Source organism: Erwinia sp. 198, from assembly GCF_003937915.1.
Classification (GTDB): Bacteria; Pseudomonadota; Gammaproteobacteria; order Enterobacterales; family Enterobacteriaceae; genus Erwinia; species Erwinia aeris.
The window spans coordinates 63,558-90,338 of record NZ_RHUM01000001.1; the positions used below are offsets into that span (position 1 = coordinate 63,558).

General features: G+C 55.4%; 30 protein-coding genes and 2 tRNA genes. 22 read left to right on the forward strand and 10 right to left on the reverse strand.

Annotated elements, in window-relative coordinates; translation table 11 throughout:
- Positions 1-3 precede the first annotated feature (3 nt).
- From lptA to EGK14_RS00310, 5 genes are read right to left on the reverse strand one after another with little or no spacing between them, the layout of a single operon-like run.
- Positions 4-546, reverse strand: a complete 543-nt coding sequence (lptA, locus tag EGK14_RS00290; RefSeq protein ID WP_125287088.1) for a lipopolysaccharide ABC transporter substrate-binding protein LptA — start codon at positions 544-546, stop codon at positions 4-6.
- Complete coding sequence (gene lptC, locus EGK14_RS00295; RefSeq protein WP_125287089.1) at positions 518-1,090, reverse strand: LPS export ABC transporter periplasmic protein LptC; 573 nt, start codon at positions 1,088-1,090, stop codon at positions 518-520. Before lptC ends, lptA begins: the two co-directional genes overlap by 29 nt.
- A complete protein-coding gene (kdsC, locus tag EGK14_RS00300; protein WP_125287090.1) occupies positions 1,087-1,650 on the reverse strand; it encodes a 3-deoxy-manno-octulosonate-8-phosphatase KdsC in 564 nt (187 codons plus the stop codon). The genes lptC and kdsC overlap by 4 nt, the downstream gene beginning before the upstream one ends.
- A gap of 13 nt (positions 1,651-1,663) precedes the next feature.
- Positions 1,664-2,650 (reverse strand): arabinose-5-phosphate isomerase KdsD, encoded by a 987-nt coding sequence (gene kdsD, locus EGK14_RS00305; RefSeq protein WP_125287091.1) that lies wholly within the window; start codon positions 2,648-2,650, stop codon positions 1,664-1,666.
- A 14-nt stretch (positions 2,651-2,664) separates the two neighbouring features.
- A complete protein-coding gene (locus EGK14_RS00310; RefSeq protein ID WP_125287092.1) occupies positions 2,665-3,645 on the reverse strand; it encodes a calcium/sodium antiporter in 981 nt (326 codons plus the stop codon).
- Between the two features lie 230 nt (positions 3,646-3,875).
- Between EGK14_RS00310 and mlaF the strand changes: the two genes are divergently transcribed.
- The 7 genes from mlaF to murA all read left to right on the forward strand — a co-directional run bounded on the left by mlaF (position 3,876) and on the right by murA (position 8,672).
- Positions 3,876-4,688, forward strand: coding sequence for a phospholipid ABC transporter ATP-binding protein MlaF (mlaF, locus tag EGK14_RS00315; RefSeq protein ID WP_125287093.1), 813 nt, complete (start codon positions 3,876-3,878; stop codon positions 4,686-4,688).
- A 4-nt stretch (positions 4,689-4,692) separates the two neighbouring features.
- Positions 4,693-5,475, forward strand: a complete 783-nt coding sequence (gene mlaE / locus EGK14_RS00320; protein WP_125287094.1) for a lipid asymmetry maintenance ABC transporter permease subunit MlaE — start codon at positions 4,693-4,695, stop codon at positions 5,473-5,475.
- Positions 5,476-5,479: 4 nt separating this feature from the next.
- Positions 5,480-6,019: an outer membrane lipid asymmetry maintenance protein MlaD gene (gene mlaD, locus EGK14_RS00325; protein ID WP_125287095.1), complete on the forward strand. Its 540-nt coding sequence runs from the start codon at positions 5,480-5,482 to the stop codon at positions 6,017-6,019.
- 11 nt (positions 6,020-6,030) lie between these two features.
- Entirely contained in the window at positions 6,031-6,666 is a 636-nt protein-coding gene (gene mlaC, locus EGK14_RS00330) for a phospholipid-binding protein MlaC (RefSeq protein ID WP_125287096.1), read from the forward strand.
- Positions 6,666-6,959, forward strand: coding sequence for a lipid asymmetry maintenance protein MlaB (mlaB, locus tag EGK14_RS00335; RefSeq protein ID WP_125287097.1), 294 nt, complete (start codon positions 6,666-6,668; stop codon positions 6,957-6,959). Before mlaC ends, mlaB begins: the two co-directional genes overlap by 1 nt.
- A 125-nt stretch (positions 6,960-7,084) precedes the next feature.
- Positions 7,085-7,339, forward strand: coding sequence for a BolA family iron metabolism protein IbaG (gene ibaG, locus EGK14_RS00340; RefSeq protein WP_125287098.1), 255 nt, complete (start codon positions 7,085-7,087; stop codon positions 7,337-7,339).
- Positions 7,340-7,409: 70 nt separating this feature from the next.
- The gene (gene murA, locus EGK14_RS00345; protein ID WP_125287099.1) at positions 7,410-8,672 is read left to right on the forward strand and encodes a UDP-N-acetylglucosamine 1-carboxyvinyltransferase; all 1,263 of its coding nucleotides are present in this window, start codon (positions 7,410-7,412) and stop codon (positions 8,670-8,672) included.
- A gap of 51 nt (positions 8,673-8,723) precedes the next feature.
- Here murA and EGK14_RS00350 read toward each other — a convergent pair whose 3' ends face one another.
- Complete coding sequence (locus tag EGK14_RS00350; protein WP_125287100.1) at positions 8,724-8,984, reverse strand: helix-turn-helix domain-containing protein; 261 nt, start codon at positions 8,982-8,984, stop codon at positions 8,724-8,726.
- Positions 8,985-9,278: 294 nt separating this feature from the next.
- Positions 9,279-10,250, reverse strand: coding sequence for an octaprenyl diphosphate synthase (ispB, locus tag EGK14_RS00355; RefSeq protein ID WP_125287101.1), 972 nt, complete (start codon positions 10,248-10,250; stop codon positions 9,279-9,281).
- A 254-nt stretch (positions 10,251-10,504) separates the two neighbouring features.
- On the opposite strand from ispB, the gene rplU reads away from it, so the two are divergent.
- The 5 genes from rplU (at position 10,505) to EGK14_RS00380 (ending at position 16,162) form a co-directional block, all read left to right on the forward strand.
- Positions 10,505-10,816: a 50S ribosomal protein L21 gene (rplU, locus tag EGK14_RS00360; protein WP_125287102.1), complete on the forward strand. Its 312-nt coding sequence runs from the start codon at positions 10,505-10,507 to the stop codon at positions 10,814-10,816.
- Positions 10,817-10,831: 15 nt separating this feature from the next.
- Entirely contained in the window at positions 10,832-11,089 is a 258-nt protein-coding gene (rpmA, locus tag EGK14_RS00365) for a 50S ribosomal protein L27 (RefSeq protein ID WP_012666719.1), read from the forward strand.
- 281 nt (positions 11,090-11,370) lie between these two features.
- A complete protein-coding gene (gene cgtA / locus EGK14_RS00370) occupies positions 11,371-12,549 on the forward strand; it encodes an Obg family GTPase CgtA (RefSeq protein ID WP_125287103.1) in 1,179 nt (392 codons plus the stop codon).
- A 150-nt stretch (positions 12,550-12,699) separates the two neighbouring features.
- Positions 12,700-13,665 (forward strand): Fe2+-enterobactin ABC transporter substrate-binding protein, encoded by a 966-nt coding sequence (fepB, locus tag EGK14_RS00375; RefSeq protein ID WP_125287104.1) that lies wholly within the window; start codon positions 12,700-12,702, stop codon positions 13,663-13,665.
- A gap of 256 nt (positions 13,666-13,921) precedes the next feature.
- On the forward strand, positions 13,922-16,162 hold the full coding sequence (locus EGK14_RS00380) for a TonB-dependent siderophore receptor (protein ID WP_304984959.1): 2,241 nt from the start codon (positions 13,922-13,924) through the stop codon (positions 16,160-16,162).
- A gap of 32 nt (positions 16,163-16,194) precedes the next feature.
- On the opposite strand, the gene dacB is transcribed toward EGK14_RS00380, so the two are convergent.
- A complete protein-coding gene (dacB, locus tag EGK14_RS00385; protein ID WP_125287485.1) occupies positions 16,195-17,628 on the reverse strand; it encodes a serine-type D-Ala-D-Ala carboxypeptidase in 1,434 nt (477 codons plus the stop codon).
- Between the two features lie 247 nt (positions 17,629-17,875).
- On the opposite strand from dacB, the gene greA reads away from it, so the two are divergent.
- A complete protein-coding gene (gene greA, locus EGK14_RS00390; protein WP_125287106.1) occupies positions 17,876-18,352 on the forward strand; it encodes a transcription elongation factor GreA in 477 nt (158 codons plus the stop codon).
- A gap of 106 nt (positions 18,353-18,458) precedes the next feature.
- Here greA and yhbY read toward each other — a convergent pair whose 3' ends face one another.
- The gene (gene yhbY, locus EGK14_RS00395; RefSeq protein WP_125287107.1) at positions 18,459-18,752 is read right to left on the reverse strand and encodes a ribosome assembly RNA-binding protein YhbY; all 294 of its coding nucleotides are present in this window, start codon (positions 18,750-18,752) and stop codon (positions 18,459-18,461) included.
- Between the two features lie 127 nt (positions 18,753-18,879).
- On the opposite strand from yhbY, the gene rlmE reads away from it, so the two are divergent.
- The 4 genes from rlmE to glmM all read left to right on the forward strand — a co-directional run bounded on the left by rlmE (position 18,880) and on the right by glmM (position 23,729).
- Positions 18,880-19,509, forward strand: a complete 630-nt coding sequence (gene rlmE / locus EGK14_RS00400) for a 23S rRNA (uridine(2552)-2'-O)-methyltransferase RlmE (protein ID WP_125287108.1) — start codon at positions 18,880-18,882, stop codon at positions 19,507-19,509.
- A gap of 55 nt (positions 19,510-19,564) precedes the next feature.
- Positions 19,565-21,472, forward strand: coding sequence for an ATP-dependent zinc metalloprotease FtsH (ftsH, locus tag EGK14_RS00405; RefSeq protein WP_125287109.1), 1,908 nt, complete (start codon positions 19,565-19,567; stop codon positions 21,470-21,472).
- An 84-nt stretch (positions 21,473-21,556) separates the two neighbouring features.
- A complete protein-coding gene (gene folP, locus EGK14_RS00410) occupies positions 21,557-22,393 on the forward strand; it encodes a dihydropteroate synthase (protein ID WP_125287110.1) in 837 nt (278 codons plus the stop codon).
- A 1-nt stretch (position 22,394) separates the two neighbouring features.
- Positions 22,395-23,729, forward strand: coding sequence for a phosphoglucosamine mutase (glmM, locus tag EGK14_RS00415; RefSeq protein ID WP_125287111.1), 1,335 nt, complete (start codon positions 22,395-22,397; stop codon positions 23,727-23,729).
- On the opposite strand, the gene EGK14_RS00420 is transcribed toward glmM, so the two are convergent.
- The gene (locus EGK14_RS00420) at positions 23,716-23,901 is read right to left on the reverse strand and encodes a hypothetical protein (protein WP_125287112.1); all 186 of its coding nucleotides are present in this window, start codon (positions 23,899-23,901) and stop codon (positions 23,716-23,718) included. The genes glmM and EGK14_RS00420 overlap by 14 nt on opposite strands.
- A gap of 88 nt (positions 23,902-23,989) precedes the next feature.
- Here EGK14_RS00420 and secG point away from each other — a divergent pair, with 88 nt between their 5' ends.
- The 5 genes from secG (at position 23,990) to nusA (ending at position 26,781) form a co-directional block, all read left to right on the forward strand.
- Positions 23,990-24,319, forward strand: a complete 330-nt coding sequence (gene secG, locus EGK14_RS00425) for a preprotein translocase subunit SecG (RefSeq protein ID WP_125287113.1) — start codon at positions 23,990-23,992, stop codon at positions 24,317-24,319.
- A gap of 48 nt (positions 24,320-24,367) precedes the next feature.
- A tRNA-Leu gene (locus EGK14_RS00430) sits at positions 24,368-24,454 on the forward strand.
- Between the two features lie 59 nt (positions 24,455-24,513).
- Positions 24,514-24,590: transfer RNA gene (locus EGK14_RS00435), tRNA-Met, on the forward strand.
- 208 nt (positions 24,591-24,798) lie between these two features.
- Entirely contained in the window at positions 24,799-25,251 is a 453-nt protein-coding gene (rimP, locus tag EGK14_RS00440) for a ribosome maturation factor RimP (protein ID WP_148101243.1), read from the forward strand.
- Between the two features lie 24 nt (positions 25,252-25,275).
- Complete coding sequence (nusA, locus tag EGK14_RS00445; RefSeq protein ID WP_125287114.1) at positions 25,276-26,781, forward strand: transcription termination factor NusA; 1,506 nt, start codon at positions 25,276-25,278, stop codon at positions 26,779-26,781.

Here is a 26,781-nt window from a genome sequence, read left to right on the forward strand (position 1 = left end):
GGCTTAGTTACTCTTCTTGGGGGACGAGGCGTTCTTATCCTGCAGCTGCGAAGGCACCAGCACGGTGGTTACGCGCTTGCCGGTATTGCCATAGGCCTGCATTTTCTGCTCTTTCACCAGATAGGTGATGCGATCGCCTTTGACGTTGCTGTCCAGCTGCTCCAGATATGCGCTGCCCGTCAGCTCGACGAAATCCTTCGCCAGCTCGTAGTGCATTTTCTGCGCATGGCCTTTAACGGGCTTGCCGTTGTCCTGCATCTGATAAAACGTCGCCGGATTGCCCCAGGCGTCCACGATGGTTTTGTTGCTGTCGCCGTTCGGACGCGTGACCACAACCTTATCCGCGGTGATTTTGATCGAGCCCTGGGTCACGATAACGTTGCCGGTAAAGGTCGCCACGTTGCCCTGCATATCCAGCGCCTGATTTTCGGAGTCCACGTTGACCGGCTTATCCGAATCGCCCGTCAGGGCAAGAGCGGGCAGGCTGGCAGTCAGCAGCAGGCCGAGCGTCAAAAACTTAAGGTTGGTTCGCATTCTGAATTTCATAGGAGGTTTTGACCTTTTCAATCAACTCGGCGGTTTTCTTCCGTAAATTGCCACGCATCTTCATGCCGGTAGAGCTGAAGCTGTTGCCGTATAAGGTTACCCGATCTTCTGAGGTAACGTCCTGCGTGACAAGGTTCACTACGGCGTTATCGGTTTTAATTCGTTGTAGCTGGGCGTCCTGGGCCAGACTGTTGACCTCGACGTGGCCGTAAAGATAGAGCATACGGTCATTAGTTAGTTTGGCCTTGTCTGCCCGTACCGACCAGGTGGGCACTTTGTTTTCGTCATAGGTGGTCATGACCGGATTATCGAACCAGCTTACCGCGTCGGCGGAAAAGTAGGTCACTTTCTCGGACACCAGCTTGTAGCTCAGTCCGCCCTCCGGGTTATACACCACCGTATTGGACGACTGGCTCGTATAGGTCGGCTCCAGCGCGTTGCTGGTCGCGGGCGCGGGCTTATCCGTATCGGCCAGGTTCCAGCCAATCAGCACGATCGCTACCAGCGCCAGCAGGAGCGTAATCCAACGCCTTGTTTTACTCATACAGACTGCCCTTTGGCCTTATCAAACTTATCCTGCGCGATTAGGATCAGATCGCAAATTTCACGTACGGCGCCGCGTCCGCCCGCGATGCGGGTAACGTAGTCGGCGCGAGGAAGCAGCACGGGATGCGCATCGGCTACGGTCACGCTCAGGCCGACTTCCGCCATTACCGGCCAGTCAATCAGGTCGTCGCCAACGTAGGCGACCTGCTCCGGCATAAGCGACAGTTTATCCAGAAGTTCGCGGAAGGCCAAAAGCTTATCCGACTGGCCCTGGTAAAGATGCGTAATGCCCAGCGTGGCGCAGCGATCTTCCAGCAGCTTCGCCTTGCGACCGGTGATAATAGCGACTTCCACGTCCGAGGTCAGCAGGCAGCGAATGCCGTAGCCGTCCCGCACGTTAAAAGCTTTCAGCTCTTCACCGTTATTACCCTGATAGATAATGCCGTCGGACATCACGCCATCCACGTCACAAATCAACAGCTTAACTTCACGCGCGCGTGCCATCACGGTTTCGCTCACGTCGCCATAACAGGTACTTATCCAGCTTGCGCCAGCCATTTTTTATTCCTTGTTAAACCACGCCGGCACGCAGCATGTCGTGCATATGCACTACGCCAAGCAGCCGATCGCCGTTGGCTACCATCAAAACGGTAATATTGCGACTCTGCATCAGATTCAGGGCATCGACCGCCAGCGTATGGGGCCGCACTCGTACGCCGCCCGAGGTCATAACGCTGGCGATACTGGCATGTTGAATATCAATGCCCATATCAAAGACGCGTCGCAGATCGCCATCGGTGAAAATCCCTTCGATCTTCATCAAATCGTCACAGATTACCGTCATACCTAAATTTTTACGGGTGATTTCCAGCAGGGCGTCACGCAGCGAGGCGTCACGGCTGACGTGAGGAATTTCATCACCGCTATGCATAATATCGTCAACGGTCAGCAGCAGCTTGCGGCCCAGTGCGCCACCCGGATGGGAGAGGGCGAAATCCTCAGCCGTAAAGCCGCGAGCCTTCAGCAGCGCTACCGCCAGCGCGTCGCCCATCACCAGCGTTGCCGTGGTGCTGCTGGTCGGCGCCAGGCCCAGCGGACAGGCTTCCTGCGGTACTTTAACACAGAGATGGATATCTGCCGCGCGGCCCATCGCGCTGTCGGGACGGCTGGTCATACAGATAAGCGATACGCGCAGCCGCTTCAGCACCGGGATCAGCGCCAGGATCTCGGAGGATTCGCCGGAGTTGGAAATGGCGATAACAATATCGCCCGAGCTGACCATGCCAAGATCGCCGTGGCTGGCCTCTGCCGGATGTACGAAAAACGCCGGGGTGCCGGTGCTGGCGAAGGTGGCCGCCATCTTTTTGCCAATATGGCCCGATTTCCCCATGCCCATCACCACCACTTTGCCGTGGCAGTCGTAGATTTGCTTACAGGCTTCGGTAAAGTCCTCGTTAATGTATCGATCGAGCTGTTCCAGTCCCTGACGTTCAATCGTCAGAACATCTTTCCCCGCCTGCTGAAAATCAAAGTCGGGTCGTAGAGTAACAGGTGACATAGGTTCTAATCCTTTTACCAAAAGGTGGCCGAAGGAAGCCAGTAGAGTAACGCGACCCAGGCAACGAAGCCGATCAGCAGCAGCGCGCCCGCCGCTCTGCCGATACAGCGGCTACGGCGCAGGCAGATCAGCGTAAACAGCGCGCTGACGCCCAGCATGATCCAGTAATCGCGGGCAAAAGCATGCATATCCACCGCGCCCGGATGCAGCAGCGCCGGGATGCCAAGCACAATGGCGATATTGTAGATATTAGAGCCGATCAGATTGCCGATGGCGATATCATCTTCGCCTTTCAGCGCGCCGGCAATCACCGTAGCCAGCTCCGGCAGGCTGGTGCCGACAGCGATTACCGTCAGACCGATCACCAGCTGGCTGACGCCAAAAAAATTGGCGATAACCGTTGCGTTGTCGATAACCATACGGGTCGACATCGGTAAAATAATCAGCGCCACGCCCAGCCAGAGAAACGCCACCGTGTTGCCGGTATCGTCACGCGGCAGCTCGGCAAGCTGTTCGCGCGTCAGCGAATCCGTATCACCACGCTCCGCTTTGCGGGCAATGTTGATAATAAATAACAGGTAGCCTGCCGCAAAGGCAATCAGGATCAGACCGTCATTGCGGCTTAACAGATTATCAAACAACAGCAGGCCGCTGATTAATGTAATCAGCAGCATCAGCGGCAGCTCGCGCGCCAGCAGCCTGGAATACAGCCTTAGGGGATGCAGCAGCGCCGCGCCGCCGAGGATCAGCAGAATATTGGTGATATTGGAGCCGACTGCCGTACCGACCGCTAAATCCATCTGGCCGCGCAGGGAAGCGGAGAAAGAGACGATCAGTTCAGGCAGCGAGGTGCCTATGCTGACCACGGTCATGCCGATAATCAGCGGAGGAACGCCAATTGCGCGGCACAGGATAGCCGCGCTGAACACCAGACGATCTGCACCATATACCAGCAGGACCAGGCCGATAATCAATAGTGCGGTAGCTACAAGCATGAAATGTCCTTTGATCGGGTATAATCGTCGGCTTGCCTTGCACGACGAGCAAAACGGGCCAGGCGGCCTGAAGAATGCGCTGATTTTGACGGTCTGAAAGCAAAAAGTAAAACTTATGCCAACTTTCGCTACGTCAGACGGATAAGTTTCTGTAAAAGTGTCCAGTTCCGCTGGTTATAAGTTACCATCGGTAGAGGATGAAATGCCTGGAAAAGAGGATAGAGGTCACAATGAGCCAGACGGAGACGAATTTGGTGGACGTTCGGGGCGTCAGCTTCGCTCGCGGCGATCGCCCGGTTTTCGATAACATCTCGCTTACGGTGCCGAAAGGGAAAGTCACAGCCATTATGGGCCCTTCAGGCATTGGTAAAACCACGCTGCTGCGTCTGATCGGCGGTCAGCTGCGCCCCGACGCCGGCGAAATCTGGTTTAACGGGGAAAATATTCCCGCGCTTTCGCGCTCGCGCCTCTACGAAGCGCGTAAAAAAATGAGCATGTTATTTCAGTCCGGTGCGTTGTTTACCGATCTGACGGTGTTTGACAACGTCGCCTGGCCGCTGCGCGAACATACGCAGCTGCCGCCCGCGCTGCTGCACAGCACGGTGATGATGAAGCTGGAAGCCGTTGGCCTGCGCGGCGCGGCTCAGCTAAAGCCTTCCGAGTTGTCCGGCGGCATGGCGCGGCGCGCGGCACTGGCCAGAGCTATTGCGCTGGAGCCGGATCTGATTATGTTCGACGAACCTTTCGTCGGGCAGGATCCGATCACTATGGGCGTGCTGGTCAAGCTGATTGACGAGCTGAACCACTCGCTGGGCATGACCTGCATTGTGGTTTCGCACGACGTGCCGGAAGTACTGAGCATTGCCGACTACGCCTACATTATCGCCGGACAGAAAGTTATCGCTCAGGGAACGGCCAGCGCGCTGCATGAAAATGAAGATGCCCGGGTTCGCCAGTTTATCGACGGCATCGCCGACGGCCCGGTTCCTTTTCGTTTTCCCGCAGGCGACTATCTGCAGGATCTAACCGGCTCAGGGAGTTAATCTGATGTTACTACGTGCACTGGCGTCCATCGGACGTCAGGGGATCAATATTTGCGCCTCGTTTGGCCGCGCCGGGCTGATGCTTTTTCACGCGCTGATAGGCATTCCCCGCTTCCGCAAACATGCGCCGCTGGTGATCAAGCAGCTTTACAGCATTGGCGTGCTGTCGCTGCTGATCATCGTGGTTTCCGGCCTGTTTATCGGCATGGTGCTGGGTTTGCAGGGCTATCTGGTGCTGAATACCTACGGGGCCGACAGCAGCCTGGGAATGCTGGTGGCGCTGTCGCTGCTGCGCGAGCTGGGACCGGTCGTCACGGCGCTGCTGTTTGCCGGCAGGGCAGGCTCGGCGCTTACGGCGGAAATCGGTCTGATGAAAGCGACCGAGCAGCTCTCCAGCATGGAGATGATGGCGGTCGATCCGCTGCGCAGGATTATTTCTCCTCGCTTCTGGGCCGGTTTTATCAGTATGCCGCTGCTGGCGCTGATCTTCGTCGCGGTAGGGATTCTGGGCGGCGCCATTGTGGGCGTCAGCTGGAAAGGCATCGACGGCGGCTTTTTCTGGTCGGCGATGCAGAACGCCGTGGATATCCGTACCGATATCGTCAACTGCGTGATCAAAAGCGCCGTTTTTGCCTTTACCGTCACCTGGATTGCCCTGTTTAACGGCTACGACGCCGTGCCGACTTCTGAAGGCATTAGCCGGGCGACGACGCGTACTGTAGTACATGCTTCTCTGGCTGTGCTCGGTTTGGATTTTGTGCTGACAGCACTGATGTTTGGGAACTGATTCGATGCAAACGAAAAAAAGCGAAATTTGGGTAGGGGTCTTTTTACTGCTGGCGCTTTGCGCGGCGCTGTTTCTCTGCCTGCGCGTGGCGGATCTGAAATCCCTGGGCAGCGAGCCCACCTGGCGACTCTACGCTACCTTTGACAATATCGGCGGGCTGAAAAGCGGTTCGCCGGTGAAAATCGGCGGCGTGGTGATTGGTCGGGTAACGGATATCGGCCTGGATGAGAAAACCTATTTGCCGCGTGTCTCAATGGATATCGAAGATAAATATAATCAGCTGCCGGATACCAGCTCGCTGGCGGTCAGAACCTCTGGTCTGCTGGGCGAACAGTATCTGGCGCTCAACGTCGGTTTTGACGATCCGGAGATGGGAACGGCTATGCTTAAGGATGGCAGCACCATTCAGGACACCAAGTCAGCAATGGTGTTGGAAGATCTGATAGGCCAGTTCCTGTATAAGAGCGGCAACGGTAACGAGAGTAAAAACGCGGCGCCGGAGAACGGTGGTGAGCCTGCCCCGGCCGCAGCGACTAACCCTTAAGAGGAGCAGTAATGTTTAAACGTTTCCTGATGGTGGCAATGTTGATCGTTGCCCCGGTCGCGGCCAACGCCGCCGCCGACCAGACTAACCCGTACAAACTGATGAACGAGGCGGCGGAGAAAACCTTTACCCGCCTTAAAAACGAGCAGCCTAAAATCAAGCAGGATCCCAACTACCTGCGCCAAATCGTGCGTGAAGAGCTGCTGCCCTATGTGCAGATTAAATATGCCGGCGCGCTAGTGCTGGGACGTTACTACAAAGAAGCGACGCCTGCCCAGCGCGAAGCCTATTTCAAAGCCTTTAGCGATTATCTGGCTCAGGCTTACGGTCAGGCGCTGGCGCTCTACCACGGGCAGACCTATCAGATCGCGCCCGAACAGTCTTACAGCAATGCCAACATCATCGCCATTCGCGTCTCTATCATAGATCCAAACGGCCGTCCGCCGGTTCGCCTGGACTTCCAGTGGCGTAAAAACAGCCGTACCGGCGACTGGCAGGCCTACGATATGATCGCGGAAGGCGTGAGCATGATTTCCACCAAGCAAAACGAGTGGGCGGGGATCCTGCGGCAGAAAGGCGTCGACGGCCTGACCGGCGTGCTGAAAAACGCGGCCAGCCAGCCTATTACGCTGGACAAGCAGCAGTAATGGACCAGCTTAACTGGCGCATCGAAGGCGACCGCCTGCATCTGGCGGGCGAGCTGGCGCGGGAAACGCTGGCCGCACTGTGGCAGCAGCGTGAAACGGTCATGAAACAGATTGATACCATTGATGTCTCCGCGCTGGACAGAGTTGATTCAGCCGGGCTGGCGCTGCTGGTGCACCTGCGTCAAATCGCGCTGCGACAGGGCAAAGCGCCGGGATTTACCGGTATTACGGACAAACTGCGTTCGCTGATCGCTCTGTATAATCTGCAGCAGTTTATTACCGCCGAACGCTGACGGCCCGCGCCCGTTTCTGATGAAAAAGCCTCTGCACACGCGGAGGCTTTTTTGCCTGTTTAAGATAGCTCCGCTTTCCACTACTATGTAGGCCTGTTTATTCTCAACCGAATTTAAAAAATCCCATGGAAACTAGTGAAATTCAATCCGTGCTGATGGCCGCGCTGCCGCTGCAGGAAGCTATCGTAACCGGCGACGGCAGCCACTTTCAGGTGATCGCCGTGGGCGAGATGTTTGGCGAACTGAGCCGCGTAAAAAAGCAGCAGGCGATTTACGCGCCGCTGGCCGCCTATCTTGCCGATAACCGTATTCACGCGCTGTCCATCAAAACCTATACGCCGGAAGAATGGGCACGTGACCGTAAGCTGAACGGTTTTTAAGTCGCCGTCTTCATCGCTTCGGGCGGTGAAGCGGCCGTACCCTATTGCTGATTAATTGAGAGCAGGTTTAATGGATAAATTTCGTGTGCAGGGCCCGACCCGTTTAAGCGGGGAAGTGACCATTTCCGGTGCTAAAAACGCTGCGCTGCCGATTCTTTTCGCTGCTCTGCTGGCGTCCGATCCCGTAGAAATCCAGAATGTCCCGAAGCTTAAGGACATCGATACTACCATGAAGCTGTTGAGCCAGCTGGGCGTAAAAGCGGAGCGCAACGGCTCGGTGCACCTGGATGCCAGCAACGTCAATATTTTTTGCGCGCCTTACGATTTGGTAAAGACCATGCGCGCTTCGATTTGGGCGCTTGGCCCGCTGGTGGCGCGTTTCGGTCAGGGGCAGGTTTCTCTGCCTGGCGGCTGTGCTATCGGCGCTCGTCCTGTCGATCTGCACATTACCGGCCTTGAGCAGCTGGGTGCCGAGATCAAGCTGGAAGAAGGCTATGTTAAAGCGTCCGTCGACGGCCGCCTGAAAGGCGCGCACATCGTGATGGATAAGGTCAGCGTAGGCGCAACCGTCACCATTATGAGCGCCGCCACGCTGGCTACCGGCACCACCGTGATTGAAAACGCCGCCCGCGAGCCGGAAATCGTCGATACGGCGAACTTCCTGAATACGCTGGGTGCCAAAATCACCGGTGCCGGCAGCGATCGCATTACTATCGAAGGCGTTGAGCGTCTGGGCGGCGGCGTTTATCGCGTATTGCCGGATCGTATTGAAACCGGCACCTTCCTGATCGCCGCAGCGATTTCGGGTGGCAAGGTTATCTGCCGCGATACGCAGCCGGCTACGCTGGATGCGGTGCTGGCCAAGCTGCGCGAAGCGGGAGCCGATATTGAAGTAGGCGATGACTGGATCAGCCTGGATATGCACGGCAAGCGGCCGAAAGCAGTCAACTTCCGTACCGCGCCGCACCCTGGCTTCCCAACCGATATGCAGGCGCAGTTCAGCCTGCTGAATCTGGTAGCGGAAGGCACGGGCGTGATCACCGAAACTATCTTCGAGAACCGCTTTATGCACGTGCCGGAGCTGATCCGGATGGGCGCGCACGCGGAAATCGAAAGCAATACGGCGATCTGCCACGGCGTGGAGAAACTGTCCGGCGCTCAGGTTATGGCCACGGATCTTCGCGCTTCCGCAAGCCTGGTGCTGGCTGGCTGCATCGCGGAAGGCACCACGATTGTGGATCGTATTTACCATATCGACCGCGGTTATGAGCACATCGAAGACAAGCTGAAAGCGTTAGGCGCTAATATCGAGCGCGTGAGCGGCGATGAATAGCGCTGTTTAAAGCTGACTGGCAAAGGGGCGGTAGCGATCTACCGCCTTTTTTTATGAGCGAATAAGCTTTTTACGGTCGAGCAGGGCATGGGTGACAGGATCGTAATAGCGGCTGGGCCAGATCTCAGCCGGATGGATGTTCAGGGCATTGGCGATAATCCATTCGCCTTTAGGCCACGGCCTGAACAGCGCGTTAGCAAGCGTGGACGAGCTTAATCCGGCCTCTCGTGATACCCTGGCCAGCGTGGTGCCTTTCTTTTTCAGACCGGCAATAATATCCGCGTTATGCCAGTCCGCTTTTTTCTCCAGCATCTGCTTTTTCCTCCATGGACGCATCGCTATTTCTGGAAACATCAGGACGCAATTTTGCCGTCTCTACGGCAGGGATTACGAACATGATGAGCATATTTAAGGCATTAGCCTTTAAATACCGCAGTCAGATTTATAACAATAACCGCTAAGTTATTTCCAATAAAATTTAAACAGCGTTGTGTTTTTGAGGCGTAATACGCAAAAGTTACGTAACAGCGTGATGCATTACATTACAAAAAGGGATCTGCGAGGCGTTGTACCGAAGGGAAAAGCGCGGCTGACCGCGCTCAGAGATTAAAATTCGCGTTGGACCGACATATGCGCCAGCGCTTCCAGCGCGCTGCGCCACGGCGATTCCGGCAGGGCATTCAGACAGGCAATGGCCTTGTCTGCCTCACGTTCCGCCGATTCTCGCGTCCAGGCCAGCGAGCCGCACTGTTGCATGGTTTCCAGTACGGGTTCCAGCAGATGACGGCCGTTACCTTGCTCAATCGCGCTGCGGATCATCGCTGTCTGCTCCGGCGTGCCGTTCCGCATAGCGTGCAGCAGCGGTAAGGTTGGTTTGCCTTCGCTAAGATCGTCGCCAACGTTTTTACCCAGCGTTTTACCATCGGCGCTGTAATCAAGAAGATCGTCGATAAGCTGGAAAGCGGTGCCGATATAGCGGCCATAATCCTGCAACGCCTTTTCCTGCTCTGGCGTGGCCTCGGCGAGGATAGCGGAAGATTGCGCAGCGGCTTCAAACAGGCGAGCAGTTTTACTGTAGATCACCCGCATATAGCTCTCTTCGGTAATATCGGGATCGTTACAGTTCATCAACTGCAGCACTTCGCCTTCTGCGATCACGTTAACCGCTTCCGACATCAGCTCCAGCACGCGCAGCGAACCAATGCTGGTCATCATCTGGAAAGCGCGCGTATAAATAAAATCGCCGACCAGCACGCTGGCCGCATTGCCGAAAGCGGCGTTGGCGGTGGCTTTGCCACGGCGCATATCCGATTCGTCCACCACGTCATCGTGCAGAAGAGTCGCGGTGTGAATGAATTCTATCAGGGCTGCTACGGTAACGTGTTGTTTACCAGAATAATTCAGCGCGCGCGCGGCCAAAACGGCGATCGTTGGGCGGATGCGTTTGCCTCCACCGCTGATGATGTAATAACCCAGCTGATTGATGAGGGAAACCTCAGAATTCAACTGCTCGAGTATGGTTGCATTGACGTCCGCCATGTCCTGCGCGGTGAGTTCGTTTATCTGTTCTAAGTTCATCAGTCTTTTCAGCTATTGCCCACTTTGCAGCTATGATAAGCGTCTTTACCCGTGCCTGCGGCATGTAATGTATAACAGATTGTACTTGAAAATGGCGACTGTGAAACATTTGGCTGTGCTTTGCGTTTTTTTTCTGCAATACCCGCTACCTGGCACTTGTCATCGCGTGCGAAGTTGCGTAGAATTCGCGCCCTATTGTGAATATTTATAGCGCAGCCTGAACTCAAGACGGCAAGCGCGAGAGCGGAGTTTATATGTACGCGGTTTTCCAAAGTGGTGGTAAACAACACCGAGTGAGCGAAGGTCAGACCGTTCGCCTGGAAAAGCTGGACATCGCAACCGGCGAAACGATTGAATTCGACCAGGTTCTGATGATTGCCAACGGCGAAGAAGTAACGATCGGCGCACCTTTAGTTTCAGGCGGCGTGATCAAAGCAGAAATTATTGCTCACGGTCGTGGCGACAAAATTAAGATTGTTAAGTTTCGTCGTCGTAAACACTACCGTAAGCAGCAGGGTCACCGTCAGTGGTTCACTGATGTGAAGATCACTGGCATCAGCGCCTAAGAGGAGATCTGACAAATGGCACATAAAAAGGCTGGCGGTTCCACTCGAAATGGCCGCGATTCCAACGCAAAACGCCTGGGCGTTAAGCGTTTCGGTGGCGAAAGCGTCCTGGCAGGTAGCATCATCGTTCGTCAGCGTGGCACCAAATTCCACGCGGGCACTAACGTAGGCTGCGGCCGTGACCACACCCTGTTTGCTACGGCAAACGGCAAGGTCCTGTTTGAAGTGAAAGGCCCGAACAACCGTAAATACATCAGCATCGTTGCTGAGTAAGGTTTTCGTGCCTGAAGGCGGTACCTGATACCGCTTTCAGCAGCGAATCAAAAAGCCCCGCTATGATTGCGGGGCTTTTTACATTCTGCATCTGGCGCGCCAATCAGGTTGCCAGTAAAACCCTTTGCTGTACACTTTGTATTCAGCTGCATGATGTCTTAAGGCGGATCCCCTGTCTGGAAATGACGCGAGGGCTGCGCCCCCGGACAGCCGTCATAAGGCCTGCGAGCCACGACGGATCATCCTGCCAGCAGCGGGCAAATGATTTACGGAGAAGTAACATGAAGTTTGTTGATGAAGCGACGATCCTCGTTGCTGCGGGTGATGGCGGCAATGGCTGCGTCAGTTTCCGTCGTGAGAAATATATTCCCAGAGGCGGCCCGGACGGCGGCGACGGCGGCGACGGCGGCGACGTCTATATGCAGGCCGACGAGAACCTGAACACCCTTATTGATTATCGCTTTGAAAAGTCTTTCCGCGCCGAGCGCGGGCAGAACGGCCAGAGCCGCGACTGCACCGGTAAACGCGGTAAAGACATCATTATTAAAGTGCCGGTCGGCACCCGTATCATCGATCAGGGCACTGGCGAAACGCTGGGCGATATGATGAAGCACGGTCAGCTGCAAATGGTCGCTAAAGGCGGCTGGCACGGCCTGGGGAACACCCGCTTTAAATCTTCCGTTAACCGTACGCCTCGTCAGAAAACGATGGGAACGCCGGGCGAAAAGCGCGATCTGCAGCTGGAGCTGATGTTGCTGGCCGACGTCGGGATGCTGGGACTGCCGAACGCGGGTAAATCCACCTTTATCCGCGCCGTTTCCGCCGCCAAGCCTAAGGTAGCCGACTATCCGTTTACTACCCTGGTGCCTAGCCTGGGCGTGGTGCGTATGGACAGCGAGCAGAGCTTTGTGGTCGCCGACATTCCGGGCCTGATTGAAGGCGCTTCTGACGGCGCAGGTCTGGGTATTCGTTTCCTTAAGCACCTTGAGCGCTGCCGCGTGCTGCTGCACACCATCGACCTTGCGCCGATTGATGAAACCGATCCGGTAGAAAACGCCCGCATCATTCTGGGCGAGCTGGAAAAATACAGCGAGAAGCTTTTCAGCAAACCTCGCTGGCTGGTTTTCAACAAGGTCGACCTGCTGGATCAGGCAGAAGCGGAGTCCCGTGCCAAAGCCATTGCCGACGCGCTGGGCTGGACGGATAAATACTATCTGATTTCCGCCGCCAATCGCGTTGGCGTGACGCCGCTTTGCTGGGACGTGATGTCCTTCCTGAACGCCCATCCAAAAGAGGCGGAAGTGGAAGAGAAGCAGCCGGAAAAAGTGGAGTTCATGTGGGACGACTATCATCGCCAGCAGCTGGAAGAAGCTGAAACGGCGGTGGAAGAAGACGATGACTGGGATGATGACTGGGATGATGAAGACGACGAAGGCGTCGAAATCATTTACCAGCGTTAATCCGCAAAGGGCGCCGGCTGGCGCCCTTTCTGTTGTATGAACCGTGCAGCAGTAATTATTTCTTCCCGCTAATAAAGATAATCATTATCATCTGCTCTATCCGAACCCTGGTGAAGCTCCGTGCTTTGCCCCGCCTGAATGAGTTGATCCATGCGAACTCCCATCCGAATTTTTCCCCTGATCATTTTTGCTCTCTCGCTGCTGTCGATCGGTACAGTTCGTGCCGGAGAAGGCTGGCCACGGCATATCAGCAGCGTTAAGGGCGAGGTGGTGCTAAAGCAGCAGCCTGAGCGGATTGTCTCTACCAGCGTGACGCTGACCGGCTCGCTGCTGGCGATAGACGCGCCGGTTATCGCCAGCGGTGCCACCATGCCAGGCCACCGTATCGCCGACGACCGGGGGTTTTTCCGTCAGTGGGGAAACGTGGCGGCGGCAAAGGGCGTTAAGCGCCTTTACAGTGGCGAACCTAACCTTGAAGCGATTGCCGCAGAAAACCCGGATCTGATTATCGTCAGCGCGACGGGAAATGACTCTGCGCTGCCGTTCTACGATCGTCTGGCCGCGCTGGCACCGACGCTGGTCGTTAACTACGACGATAAAAGCTGGCAGGAAGTAGAGCGCGTGCTGGCGCAGGCCACGGGTAAAGAGACCGAGGCGGAGGCATCAATTCAACGCTACGCGCAGCGGGAGAAAGAGGTCAAAGCGAAGCTGCAACTGCCGCCGCAGCCCGTTTCCGCGCTGGTTTATAATCCTCATATCCATCTGGTCAATCTCTGGACGCCGGAATCCGCGCAGGGAAAATTGCTGGGATCGCTGGGCTTTACTCTGGCAGCACCGACGGCCGTGGTACGCCAGGCCAGCCAGCGCCTTAAGCGTCGGGATATTATTCCAGTAGCAGGAGAAAATCTGGTCACCGGCCTGACGGGGCAGTCCGTTCTGATGTTTGCCGCAGGTGATAAAGAACAGGCGGCGCTGCTGGCCGAGCCGCTGGTCGCCAACTCCCCGGCGGTAAAAAACAAGCGGGTCTATGCGCTGGGAGAGGACAGCTTCCGGCTGGACTACTACAGCGCCAACAATGTGCTGACCCGCCTGGAACAGCTGTTTTCTGACCAATAGGTTTTTATGCCTTCGCGTCCGCGAAGGCATCCGCTCTCCGTTGCGTTTTCATGCCTGCTCACAAAACCATCACTTTAATAAGAATACGACGAATAATCGAATTGATAATTGTTTGCATTTGAAATAATGTATGGCCGCCTGGTCAGAGACGCCCGTGCGTAACGCGAACCAGGCGCGGGCGGGCAGCAACGCCTGTTTATTTATCTACTTGCCTCTGTAGAGACTGGCGGAGGCGGATCTACAGGGAATGAGAACATTGAACAAATTATCAAGACTCTCGCTGGCAATTTTGCTTGGGCTGGGCGCAGTGGCAGGCGCAACGGCGGACGATACCCCTCAGACAAAGGCAGCTTCTGACGACGCTGTCGATACCGAAGGCGGTACGCTAATGGTCACGGCGCAGCAGCAAAATCTGCAGGCGCCGGGCGTATCCACCATCACCGCCGACGAAATCAAAAAACGGCCGCCTTCACGCGATCTTTCTGAAATCATCCGTACCATGCCGGGCGTTAACCTTACCGGCAACTCCACCAGCGGCCAGCGCGGCAATAATCGTCAGATCGACATTCGCGGCATGGGGCCAGAAAATACGCTGATCCTGATCGACGGAATGCCGGTCGCCAGCCGCAACTCGGTACGTCTGGGCTGGCGCGGCGAACGCGACACGCGTGGTGATACCAACTGGGTGCCGCCGGAAATGGTTGACCATATCGAAGTGATCCGCGGCCCGGCGGCGGCACGTTATGGCAACGGTGCGGCGGGCGGCGTGGTAAATATTATTACCAAACAGACCGGCAACGAGTGGCACGGCAGCTGGAACACCTACCTGAATATGCCGGAGCATAAATCCGAAGGCTCTACCAAACGCTCTAACTTCTCTTTGAGCGGCCCGATGGGCGATGATGTCAGCTTCTCACTGTGGGGCAACCTGAGCAAGACTCAGGCGGACGCGCAGTTTATCAACGAAGGTCATCAGTCGCTGCGCACTGGCACCTATGCCGATACCGTCCCGGCTGGACGCGAAGGCGTAGTCAACAAAGATATTCACGGCAAGCTGCGCTGGGAGTTTGCGACCAATCAGAAACTGGAGTTCAGCGCGGGCTACAGCCGTCAGGGTAATCTCTATGCAGGCGATACCCAAAACACCAATACCAGCGCGCTGGTGCAGAGCAAATACGGCGACGAAACCAATCGCCTCTACCGTCAGGATTATGCGGTTACCTGGACCGGCGTCTGGGATAACGGCGTCAGCACGCGCAGCTATGCCCAGTATGAGAACACGCGCAACTCGCGGATGAATGAAGGGCTGGCAGGCGGTACCGAAGGGATCTTCTCTGACAGCGGCTTTTCCACTATCGAGCTCAACGACGTGCTGCTGCACAGCGAAGTCAGCGTACCCTTTGCGTTTCTGGTCAACCAGACCGCAACGTTTGGCACCGAATGGAACCAGCAGCGTATGAAGGATGGCGCCTCTAATACCCAGGCACTTTCCGGCGGCGCTATCGACGGCATCAGCAGCACCAACCGCAGCCCTTACTCCTCGGCAGAAATCTTCTCGCTGTTTGCGGAAGATAATATGGAACTGACCGATAGCACCACGCTGGTGCCGGGGCTGCGCTTCGATCATCACAGCATCGTTGGCAATAACTGGAGCCCGTCGCTGAATCTTTCGCAGATCCTGGCGGACGACTTTACGCTGAAGCTGGGGATCGCCAGAGCCTATAAAGCGCCGAGTCTCTATCAAACCAACCCGAACTACGTGCTTTACAGCCGCGGTCAGGGATGTGCCGACAGCGCCGGCGCCTGCTACCTGATGGGTAACGACGACCTTAAAGCCGAAACCAGCATCAATAAAGAAGTGGGCGTGGAGTATAAGCATGAAGGCTATCAGGCCGGTTTGACCTGGTTCCGCAACGACTACCGCGACAAGATTGAATCGGGTTACGTGCCGACAGGCTCTACCGGCAGCACCGACATCTACAAATGGGAAAACGTGCCGAAAGCCGTGGTGGAAGGGCTGGAAGGAACGGTGAACCTGCCGGTGACGGAAGCCATCAGCTGGAACAATAACCTGACCTATATGCTGCAAAGCAAAAACAAAACCACCGGCGATCGCCTGTCCGTTATCCCGGAATATACGCTGAACTCGACGCTCTCCTGGCAGGCGACGCAGGATCTGTCGCTGCAAACCACCTTTACCTGGTATGGCCGGCAGACGCCGAAGAAGTATAACTACAAGGGAGAAGCGGTAAGCGGAACAGAAAAATCGACGGTCAGCCCGTATTCCATTTTGGGACTTAGCGGCACCTATGATGTGAATAAGTACGCCAGCGTGACCGTCGGTATCGATAACCTGTTCGATAAGCGTCATTTCCGCGAAGGCAATGCGCAAACCACGGGGAATTCGACGACCGGTGCCTATATGTATGGCGCAGGCGCCAATACCTTTAACGAGTCAGGCAGGACTTACTATATGAGCCTGAATACGCATTTCTGATAAAAAGGGCGGGGATGACCCCGCCCTTAATCTTAATAATTCTGATAAATATCTTTATAAAGGCGACTTTCAAAGCGAACCAGCGGAATGCGGCGCTGCTTGAAATTCTGCGGCGGCACCGCATAGCCCGAAAGATATTGCACAAAGGCCACCCGCTTGCCGCTGGCGGTGGTAATAAAGCCTGCCAGGTTATACACACCCTGTAACGATCCCGTTTTCGCCGAAACTTTACCATCCACGCCGGCTTCATGCAGGCCACCGCGATAGCGCAGCGAGCCGTCATAACCTGCCAGCGGCAGCATGGAAATATAGTTCAGCTGCTGGTCGTTTTCCGCAATATATTGCAGCACCTGCATCATGGTGGCGGGCGAAATCAGATCGTGACGCGACAAACCGGAACCATCCACCTGAATACTGTTGCCCATATCTATATTGGCCTTCTGCCTCAGGATCTGACGGATAGCATCGGAACCGGCGCGCCATGTGCCGGGAACGCCGAAACGCTCATGACCAATGGTGCGGAACACCGTATCGGCGATCATGTTGTCCGATTTCTTGAGCATAATCCTCAGCAGATCGTGCAGCGGTGCGGACTGCGTCTCAGCCAGTACGGTGGCTGGCGGCGTCGCCAGCGTCTGACGCACCAGATGCCCGGAATAGTCGATGCCGGCCTGCTGCAGTTCTCCTTTCAGGATCGCCCCGGCGTAGCTGGCACCATCCTGAATAGCAAAGGCCAGCGGCAGAGGCTCAGCGCGCTGGCTCATGCAGCCGGTCAGCGTAAAGCGATTCAGCTCGCCAGGCACCACGTCCAGCTCACAATACTGCGCCTCCGCTGAACCGCGCGCCAGCGTGCGTACCTGGCTGAACATATTGACCGGATAGAACGACGCCACGCGAATAAAAGCTTTTTCGCCCGGCGTCTGTGCGCTGTAGAGCGACACAGAGAAACAGTTACGATCCACGATAGCGGCCGCGGGCGGCGCGCTGAAGCACTGCGTCATGTCGTTCCACGGCCAGCCCGGCGCTTTATCATGGCTGGCGAACACCGAAGTGTCGATTACCAGATTGCCCTGAATATGGTCGACGCCCTGCTTTTTTAAGACGGCAACCATATTGCGCAGATCCTGACGCGTTAACGTCGGATCGCCACCAAATCGCGCCACAAGGTCGCCTTTTAGCGTACCGTTGCTGATGGAGCCTTTACTTTCCAGCTGCGTATGAAAACGGTATTCCGGGCCAAGCTGGAGCAGGGCGGCCAGCGCGGTAATGACTTTCATCGTACTGGCGGGCAGCGCCATCTGCTTGCTGTGATAATCAATAGAGGGCGTATCCGCGCCGACTTTTTGCACAATCAGCGCCAGATTTGCGCCATCGGGCAGATACTGCATATAGTCTTCGACCGTGGCCGCGTTGGCATTCAGCATAAATGCGCAAGCTAAGCCGGTAACAATTCGTGAAAATCGCATAATCTCGCGTTTACTGGCAGGTGATGTTGCCATACTACGGTGCATCATGGTGGAAAGTAAACGATGACCCATAGGGAACTCTGGGGTAAAATACGTATCAAAATGCAAAACCGCCAGGCCCAGGGTTTCCTCCGGGTCAGGTTTCTTTCGTTTGTAAATCAGTGGCAAGCGCCGCAGAACGCTTTTTCTGCACTTACCTGTCAGGATGACGAAAATTTTGCACAGGATCAGTTGACGAGGTATTGAGATGAATCAGATTCCGATGACGCTAAGGGGCGCCGAGAGACTGCGCGAAGAGCTTGAAGAGCTGAAAACGGTTAAACGCCCCAGAATTATTGCCTCTATCGCGGAAGCACGCGAGCATGGCGACCTGAAAGAAAATGCAGAGTACCACGCCGCACGCGAAGAGCAGGGCTTCTGTGAAGGTCGTATTCAGGAGATCGAAGCCAAGCTGTCCAACGCTCAGGTGATCGACGTCACTAAAATGAACGCGAATGGTCGCGTGATCTTTGGTGCTACCGTTACCGTATTGAACGTGGACACGGATGAGGAGTCGACCTACCGTATCGTAGGCGATGACGAAGCGGACTTTAAACAAAATCTGATTTCTGTTAACTCGCCGATGGCGCGCGGTTTGATCGGCAAAGAAGTAGATGATGTGGCCATCATCAAAACGCCGGGCGGCGACGTTGAGTATGAAATTCTGAAAATAGAGTATATCTGATTTACTCTTAAGCTATTTTTCAGACATAGTGTAAAGAAAAGAAAAAGGCCGCTTTGCGGCCTTTTCCTGACATCACGAGCGTGTCACTTTCTTCTGCGGCTAGCTTTTAGCGAGGAAGAGCGATTTTACGTTCCTTCGTCGGACGGTACAGCACCAGCGTCTTGCCGATAACCTGCACGTTTGCGGCTTTGGTTTCGCGCACGATAGCCTCTACCACCAGGGTTTTTGTCTCACGGTCTTCCGTCGCGATTTTTACCTTGATGAGCTCATGGTGCTCCAGTGCCTGTTCGATTTCGGCCAGCACCCCTTCGGTCAGACCGTTGTTGCCTAACATCACGACAGGCTTCAGCGGATGGGCCAGTCCTTTCAGGTGCTGTTTTTGTTTGGTACTCAGATTCATCGTATTTTTTACTTACATTGGGATTGAAAACGGGTCATTCTACCGCCATCTCGGGTATATCACCAAATCGGCATGCTGATTTGTGCGGTTTATTTATCGCATACGTTGAATCATAGTTGGAAATTGTATGACTGGTAAAAAGCGTTCGGCCAGTTCCAGCCGCTGGCTACAGGAACACTTTAGCGATAAATATGTGCTGCAGGCGCAGAAAAAAGGGCTGCGTTCGCGTGCCTGGTTTAAACTTGATGAAATACAGCAGGGTGACAAGCTGTTTAAGCCGGGAATGACGGTTGTCGATCTCGGCGCGGCGCCAGGCGGATGGTCTCAGTATGTGGTGACGCAAATTGGATCAAAAGGTCGCGTGATTGCCTGTGATATCCTGCCGATGGATCCTATCGTCGGCGTCGATTTCCTTCAGGGCGATTTTCGTGATGAACTGGTGCTGAAAGCGCTCATGGATCGCGTTGGCGATACCAAAGTGCAGGTGGTAATGTCCGATATGGCGCCCAATATGACGGGAACGCCGGCGGTAGATATTCCAAGGTCAATGTATCTGGTTGAGCTTGCGCTGGAGATGTGTCGGGACGTTCTGGCACCCGGCGGCAGTTTTTTAGTGAAGGTGTTTCAGGGAGATGGCTTTGAAGATTACCTCCGGGAAATTCGCTCCCTGTTTACGAAAGTGAAAATTCGTAAGCCGGACGCTTCACGTTCTCGTTCACGTGAAGTGTACATTGTAGCGACAGGGCGCAAACTATAGTACCCTACGCTGTCTGTTAACACAGTTGTAATAAGAGGTTAATCCCTTGAGTGACATGGCGAAAAACCTGATTCTCTGGCTAGTCATCGCAGTCGTGCTGATGTCGGTCTTCCAGAGCTTTGGGCCCAGCGAGTCAAATGGCCGTAGGGTTGATTACTCAACCTTCCTGTCGGAAGTGAACCAGGATCAGGTCCGCGAGGCACGTATTAACGGGCGTGAAATCAACGTTGTCAAAAAAGACAGCAATAAATACACCACCTACATCCCCGTCAACGATCCTAAGTTGCTCGATAACCTGTTGACCAAAAATGTCAAAGTGGTAGGCGAACCGCCTGAAGAGCCAAGCCTGCTGGCTTCCATCTTCATTTCATGGTTCCCGATGCTGCTATTGATCGGCGTGTGGATTTTCTTTATGCGTCAGATGCAGGGCGGCGGCGGCAAGGGCGCGATGTCCTTCGGCAAAAGCAAAGCCCGTATGCTGACGGAAGATCAGATCAAGACGACGTTTTCGGACGTTGCGGGCTGTGACGAAGCGAAAGAGGAAGTCGGCGAGCTGGTGGAATACCTGCGCGAGCCGAGCCGTTTCCAGAAGCTGGGCGGTAAAATTCCAAAAGGCGTGCTGATGGTCGGCCCTCCGGGTACCGGTAAGACCCTGCTGGCGAAAGCCATCGCGGGTGAAGCGAAAGTGCCTTTCTTTACTATCTCCGGTTCTGACTTTGTTGAAATGTTTGTCGGCGTGGGCGCATCCCGCGTACGCGATATGTTTGAACAAGCCAAGAAGGCGGCTCCGTGCATCATCTTTATCGATGAGATCGATGCGGTAGGTCGTCAGCGCGGCGCCGGTCTGGGCGGTGGTCACGACGAACGTGAGCAAACGCTGAACCAGATGCTGGTCGAGATGGACGGCTTTGAAGGCAACGAAGGCATTATCGTCATCGCGGCAACTAACCGTCCGGACGTGCTTGACCCTGCGCTGCTGCGCCCGGGTCGTTTCGACCGTCAGGTTGTGGTCGGTCTGCCAGACGTGCGTGGCCGTGAGCAGATCCTGAAAGTGCACATGCGTCGCGTGCCGCTGGCTACCGACATTGATGCGCTGGTTATCGCACGTGGTACGCCGGGCTTCTCCGGTGCCGATCTGGCGAACCTGGTGAACGAAGCCGCCCTGTTTGCCGCCCGTGGCAATAAGCGCGTGGTTTCAATGGTTGAGTTCGAGAAAGCGAAAGACAAAATCATGATGGGTGCGGAACGTCGCTCCATGGTGATGACGGAAGCGCAGAAAGAATCTACCGCCTATCACGAAGCGGGCCATGCCATTATCGGCCGTCTGGTGCCAGAACACGATCCGGTACACAAAGTCACTATTATTCCACGTGGCCGTGCGCTGGGCGTGACCTTCTTCCTGCCGGAAGGCGATGCTATCAGCGCCAGCCGTCAGAAGCTGGAAAGCCAGATCTCCACGCTTTACGGCGGCCGCCTGGCGGAAGAGATCATCTACGGCGTGGAACATGTGTCTACCGGCGCGTCTAACGACATTAAAGTAGCGACCTCCATTGCACGTAACATGGTTACGCAATGGGGCTTCTCTGAGAAGCTGGGCCCGCTGCTTTATGCGGAAGAAGAGGGCGAAGTGTTCCTGGGACGTTCCGTCGCGAAAGCGAAGCATATGTCCGATGAAACGGCACGTATTATCGATCAGGAAGTGAAAGCGCTGATCGAAGGCAACTACCAGCGTGCCCGCCGTATCCTGAACGAGAATATGGACATTCTTCACGCGATGAAAGACGCGCTGATGAAGTATGAAACCATTGATGCGCCTCAGATCGACGACCTGATGGCTCGCCGCGAAGTGCGTCCGCCAGCCGGTTGGGAAGATCCGGGCAGCAACAGCTCTGATAACGGTACGCCTAAGGCGCCACGTCCGGTCGACGAACCGCGTACGCCAAACCCTGGTAACACCATGTAAGCGTGACCGAGCAACACCAAACCCCGGCGATGACCGGGGTTTTTTTTTATGATTACCTCACCAAAACGAAGGAGAACCGCCGCCATGAAGCTTTACGCCCGAGATTCCGTGCTCGATATGACTCATCCTCACGTTATGGGCATTCTGAACGTGACGCCGGACTCTTTTTCGGACGGTGGCAAGCATAACGACTTAGTGCAGGCCCTGACGCACGCTAACGGCATGATTAACGCTGGCGCGACCATTATCGATATCGGCGGCGAATCTACGCGTCCGGGAGCGGATGAGGTCAGCGTTGAACAGGAGCTGGCGCGCGTTATTCCCGTTGTGGAAGCTATCTCGCAACGTTTTGAAGTATGGATCTCTGTTGATACCTCCAGCCCGGAGGTTATCCGGGAAGCCGCCAGGGCTGGCGCGCATATTATTAACGATATTCGCTCCCTGCAGAAACCCGGCGCGCTGGAAGCGGCGGCAGAGACGGGTCTGCCGGTCTGCCTGATGCATATGCAGGGCGATCCTAAAACGATGCAGCAGTCTCCGCAGTATCATCATTTGTTGCAGGAAGTGGACGCCTTTTTCGTGGAGCAGATCGCTCGCTGTGAGGCGGCAGGCATCAAAAAAACGCAGCTGCTGCTCGACCCGGGATTCGGTTTCGGTAAGAATCTCTCCCACAATTACCAACTGTTAGCGCACCTGGCCGATTTTCACCGCTTTGGGCTGCCGCTGCTGGTCGGTATGTCACGCAAAAGCATGATTGGGCAACTGTTAAGCGTCGGGCCGACGCAGCGTCTGACGGGCAGCCTGGCCTGCGCGGTTATTGCCGCTATGCAGGGCGCACATATTTTGCGCGTCCACGATGTTAAAGAAACCGTTGAGGCGATGCGCGTCGTCGAGGCGACACTGTCAGCGAAGGAAAAGTAGCATGAGTAACCGTAAATATTTTGGTACAGATGGCATTCGTGGCAAGGTCGGCGAAACGCCGATTACCCCAGATTTCGTTCTGAAGCTGGGCTGGGCGGCAGGCAAAGTGCTGGCGCGCAACGGCTCAAAAAAGATTATTATTGGTAAAGACACGCGTATTTCCGGCTACATGCTGGAATCCGCGCTGGAAGCAGGCCTGGCGGCGGCAGGTTTGTCAGCCGCTTTTACCGGCCCAATGCCGACGCCCGCTATCGCCTATTTGACCCGCACTTTCCGCGCGGAAGCGGGTATTGTGATTTCCGCGTCGCATAATCCTTTCGACGACAACGGTATCAAATTCTTTTCGATTGACGGCACCAAGCTGCCGGATGAGGTCGAAGAAGCGATTGAAGCGGAAATGGAAAAGCCCATTACCTGCGTTGACTCTGCCGAGCTGGGACGCGCCAGCCGTATTGTGGATGCCGCAGGCCGCTATATCGAATTCTGTAAAGGCACCTTCCCCAGCGAGCTGAGCCTGAACGGCCTGAAAATCGTGGTGGACTGCGCCAACGGCGCCACCTATCACATTGCGCCAAACGTGCTGCGCGAGCTGGGGGCGGAAGTTATTACCCTTGGCGTCAAGCCGGACGGAATGAACATCAACAAGGAATGCGGCGCAACCGATCTTCGCCAGCTGCAGGCCCGCGTACTGGCCGAAAAAGCCGATATCGGTCTGGCCTATGACGGCGATGGCGACCGTATCATGATGGTCGATCACCTGGGCGAAAAGGTCGACGGCGATCAGATCCTCTATATCGTGGCTCGCGAAGGCCTGCGCCAGGGTCAGCTGCGCGGCGGCGTGGTAGGCACGCTGATGAGCAATATGGGGCTTGAGCTGGCGCTGAAACAGCTGGGCATTCCTTTCGCCAGGGCGAAAGTGGGCGACCGCTACGTGCTGGAGAAGCTGCAGGAGAAAGGCTGGCGGCTGGGCGCGGAAAACTCCGGTCACGTTATCCTGCTGGACAAAACCACTACCGGCGACGGCATTGTGGCAGGTTTGCAGGTACTCACTGCCATGGTACGCAACCATATGAGCCTGCACGACCTGTGCAGCGGCATGAAGCTGCTGCCGCAGATCCTGGTGAACGTGCGCTTTAGCGGCGCAGCCGATCCGCTGGAAGAGGCGCAGGTGAAAGCGGTGACGGCGGAAGCGGAAAAAGAACTGAAAGGGCGGGGCCGCGTCCTGCTGCGTAAATCGGGCACCGAGCCGCTGATCCGCGTGATGGTGGAAGGCGAAGACGAAGCGCAGGTCACGTCGCTGGCACACCGCATTGCCGATGCGGTCAAGGCTGTCTGAGGCGATAAATAACCGGGCCGGGCACGACAGGCCGCCCGGCTGAAAGCGCCGTAGCCGTGTGATAGTTGGCGCTTTTTTCAGCTTTACCGCCGCTTTTGTCGCTTTTTTCTGCAATTGACGTAGCCGCGCTAAATTGCCCTTGCGCAATCAGGCCGCTTTGGTTAGTATTCACACCCGCTTCTGATGGGTAGCGACAACGCTATCTGCTCACTGGTTTTGAAGCTTAAATGCGCAATAACGCGCAAGGAAACAGGTTGATTATGTACGAAGCTCTTTTGGTAGTTTTCCTTATTGTGGCAATCGGCCTTGTGGCTCTGATCATGCTGCAGCAAGGTAAAGGCGCTGATATGGGTGCATCGTTCGGTGCAGGTTCTTCAGCAACGCTGTTTGGCTCTAACGGTTCTGGCAACTTTATGACCCGTATGACCGCAGTGCTGGCGACGCTGTTCTTTGTAATCAGTCTGATCCTGGGCAACCTGAACAGCAACAAAACGCAGAAAGGAAGCGAGTGGGAAAATCTGTCTCAGCCTGCACAGCAGCAGAGCCAGCCAGCGAAACCGGCCGCGCCGGGTAGCGATATCCCACAGTAAGCCGTAAATTTCGACGCGACAGAAAAGAAAAAGTCGCAACCTTTTAGTGCCGTGGTGGTGGAATTGGTAGACACGCTACCTTGAGGTGGTAGTGCCCGCATGGGCTTACGGGTTCAAGTCCCGTCCTCGGTACCAAATCTCAGTTTTGCTTGCATTTTATGCAAGATCGGCGTAGTATTTGCCACGTTTTCGGACGCGGGGTGGAGCAGCCTGGTAGCTCGTCGGGCTCATAACCCGAAGGTCGTCGGTTCAAATCCGGCCCCCGCAACCACTTTCCCTTAGAGTTCTTTTTCAAATATACTGTATGCATTGCACGGCGCTAACAGCGAATTTTGAAAAAAATTCTATGGATTGTGCCGAACCGCCATTTATGGCGTACAGGGTCCAGTCGCATAAAGCCCCGATTTATCGGGGTTTTTTGTTATCAGGAAACAGCATACTGGGCTATTAAGCCCTTTTTTTATGTCTTGGGGGTGGGATTGTCCACATTAGAGCAAAAATTAACAGAGCTGATTACAGCACCGGTAGAAGCACTGGGCTACGAGCTGGTTGGCATTGAGTTCGTTCGCGGTCGCACATCTACGCTGCGCATCTATATTGATAGTGAAGATGGCATCAATGTTGATGATTGTGCTGATGTCAGCCACCAGGTCAGCGCGGTGTTTGATGTTGAAGATCCCATCACCGTGGCTTATAACCTTGAAGTCTCCTCGCCAGGCCTTGAGCGCCCACTCTTTACCGCAGAGCACTACGCGCGATTCACCGGCGAAGAAGTAAGCCTGGTGCTGCGTATGGCCGTACAGAACCGCCGCAAGTGGCAGGGGATCATTAAATCCGTAGATGGTGAAATGGTAACCGTTGCCGTTGAGGGTAACGACGAAGTGTTCGCGCTGAGTAACATCCAGAAGGCGAACCTGGTTCCCCACTTTTAAAAGTCCGGATTGAGGCATACCAGGATGAACAAAGAAATCTTAGCTGTAGTCGAGGCAGTATCGAACGAGAAATCCCTCCCGCGCGAGAAGATTTTCGAAGCGCTGGAGAGCGCGCTGTCCACGGCTACCAAGAAAAAGTACGAGCAGGAAATCGACGTCCGCGTCAGCATCGATCGCAAAAGCGGCGATTTTGACACGTTTCGCCGCTGGGTTATTGTTGACGAAGTCACTATGCCAACGCGTGAAATCACCCTGGATGCCGCGCGATTCGAAGACGAATCGCTGAATCTGGGCGATTATGTTGAAGATCAGATCGAATCTGTCACCTTTGACCGTATCACCACGCAGACGGCAAAACAGGTTATCGTGCAGAAAGTGCGCGAAGCAGAACGCGCGATGGTCGTTGACCAGTTCCGCGAGCAGGAAGGTGAGATCATCACCGGCGTCGTGAAGAAAGTGAACCGCGACAATATCTCTCTCGAAGTGCGCCCAACCGATGGTTCTAATACCAATGCGGAAGCGGTAATCATTCGTGAAGATATGCTGCCGCGTGAAAACTTCCGTCCGGGCGACCGCATCCGCGGCGTACTCTATGCAGTACGGCCGGAAGCGCGTGGCGCGCAGCTGTTCGTTACCCGCTCTAAACCGGAAATGCTGATTGAACTGTTCCGCATTGAAGTACCGGAAATTGCTGAAGAAGTGATTGAGATTAAAGCTGCCGCGCGCGATCCTGGCTCCCGTGCCAAGATCGCCGTAAAAACCAACGACAAGCGTATCGACCCGGTCGGCGCCTGCGTGGGTATGCGCGGTGCGCGAGTTCAGGCGGTGTCCAGCGAGCTGGGTGGCGAACGTATTGATATCGTGCTGTGGGATGATAATCCTGCGCAGTTCGTGATCAACGCGATGGCCCCGGCGGACGTCGCCTCTATCGTGGTGGATGAAGATAATCACACCATGGATATCGCCGTAGAAGCCGGAAATCTGGCTCAGGCGATTGGCCGTAACGGCCAAAACGTGCGTCTGGCTTCGCAGCTGAGTGGCTGGGAGCTGAACGTGATGACGGTCGACGATCTGCAGGCCAAGCACCAGGCTGAAGCCCACGCTGCCATCGACGTCTTTACCAAACATCTCGATATTGATGAAGATTTCGCAACCGTACTGGTTGAAGAAGGCTTCTCTTCTCTGGAAGAACTGGCATACGTGCCTATCAACGAGCTGTTGGAAATCGACGGTCTGGATGAAGAGACAGTAGAAGCGCTGCGCGATCGTGCGAAAAATGCGTTAACCACCCTTGCTCTGGAAAAAGCCGAGAGTCTGGGCGACAAACAGCCGGCAGAAGATCTGCTGAACCTGGAAGGTCTTGACCGTGAGCTGGCATTTAAGCTGGCAGCGATTGGCGTTTGCACGCTGGAAGATCTTGCCGAGCAGGGTGTTGACGATCTGACAGATATTGATGGCCTGAATGACGAAAGGGCCGGCGAGCTGATTATGGCTGCACGAAATATCTGCTGGTTCGGCGACGACGCGTAA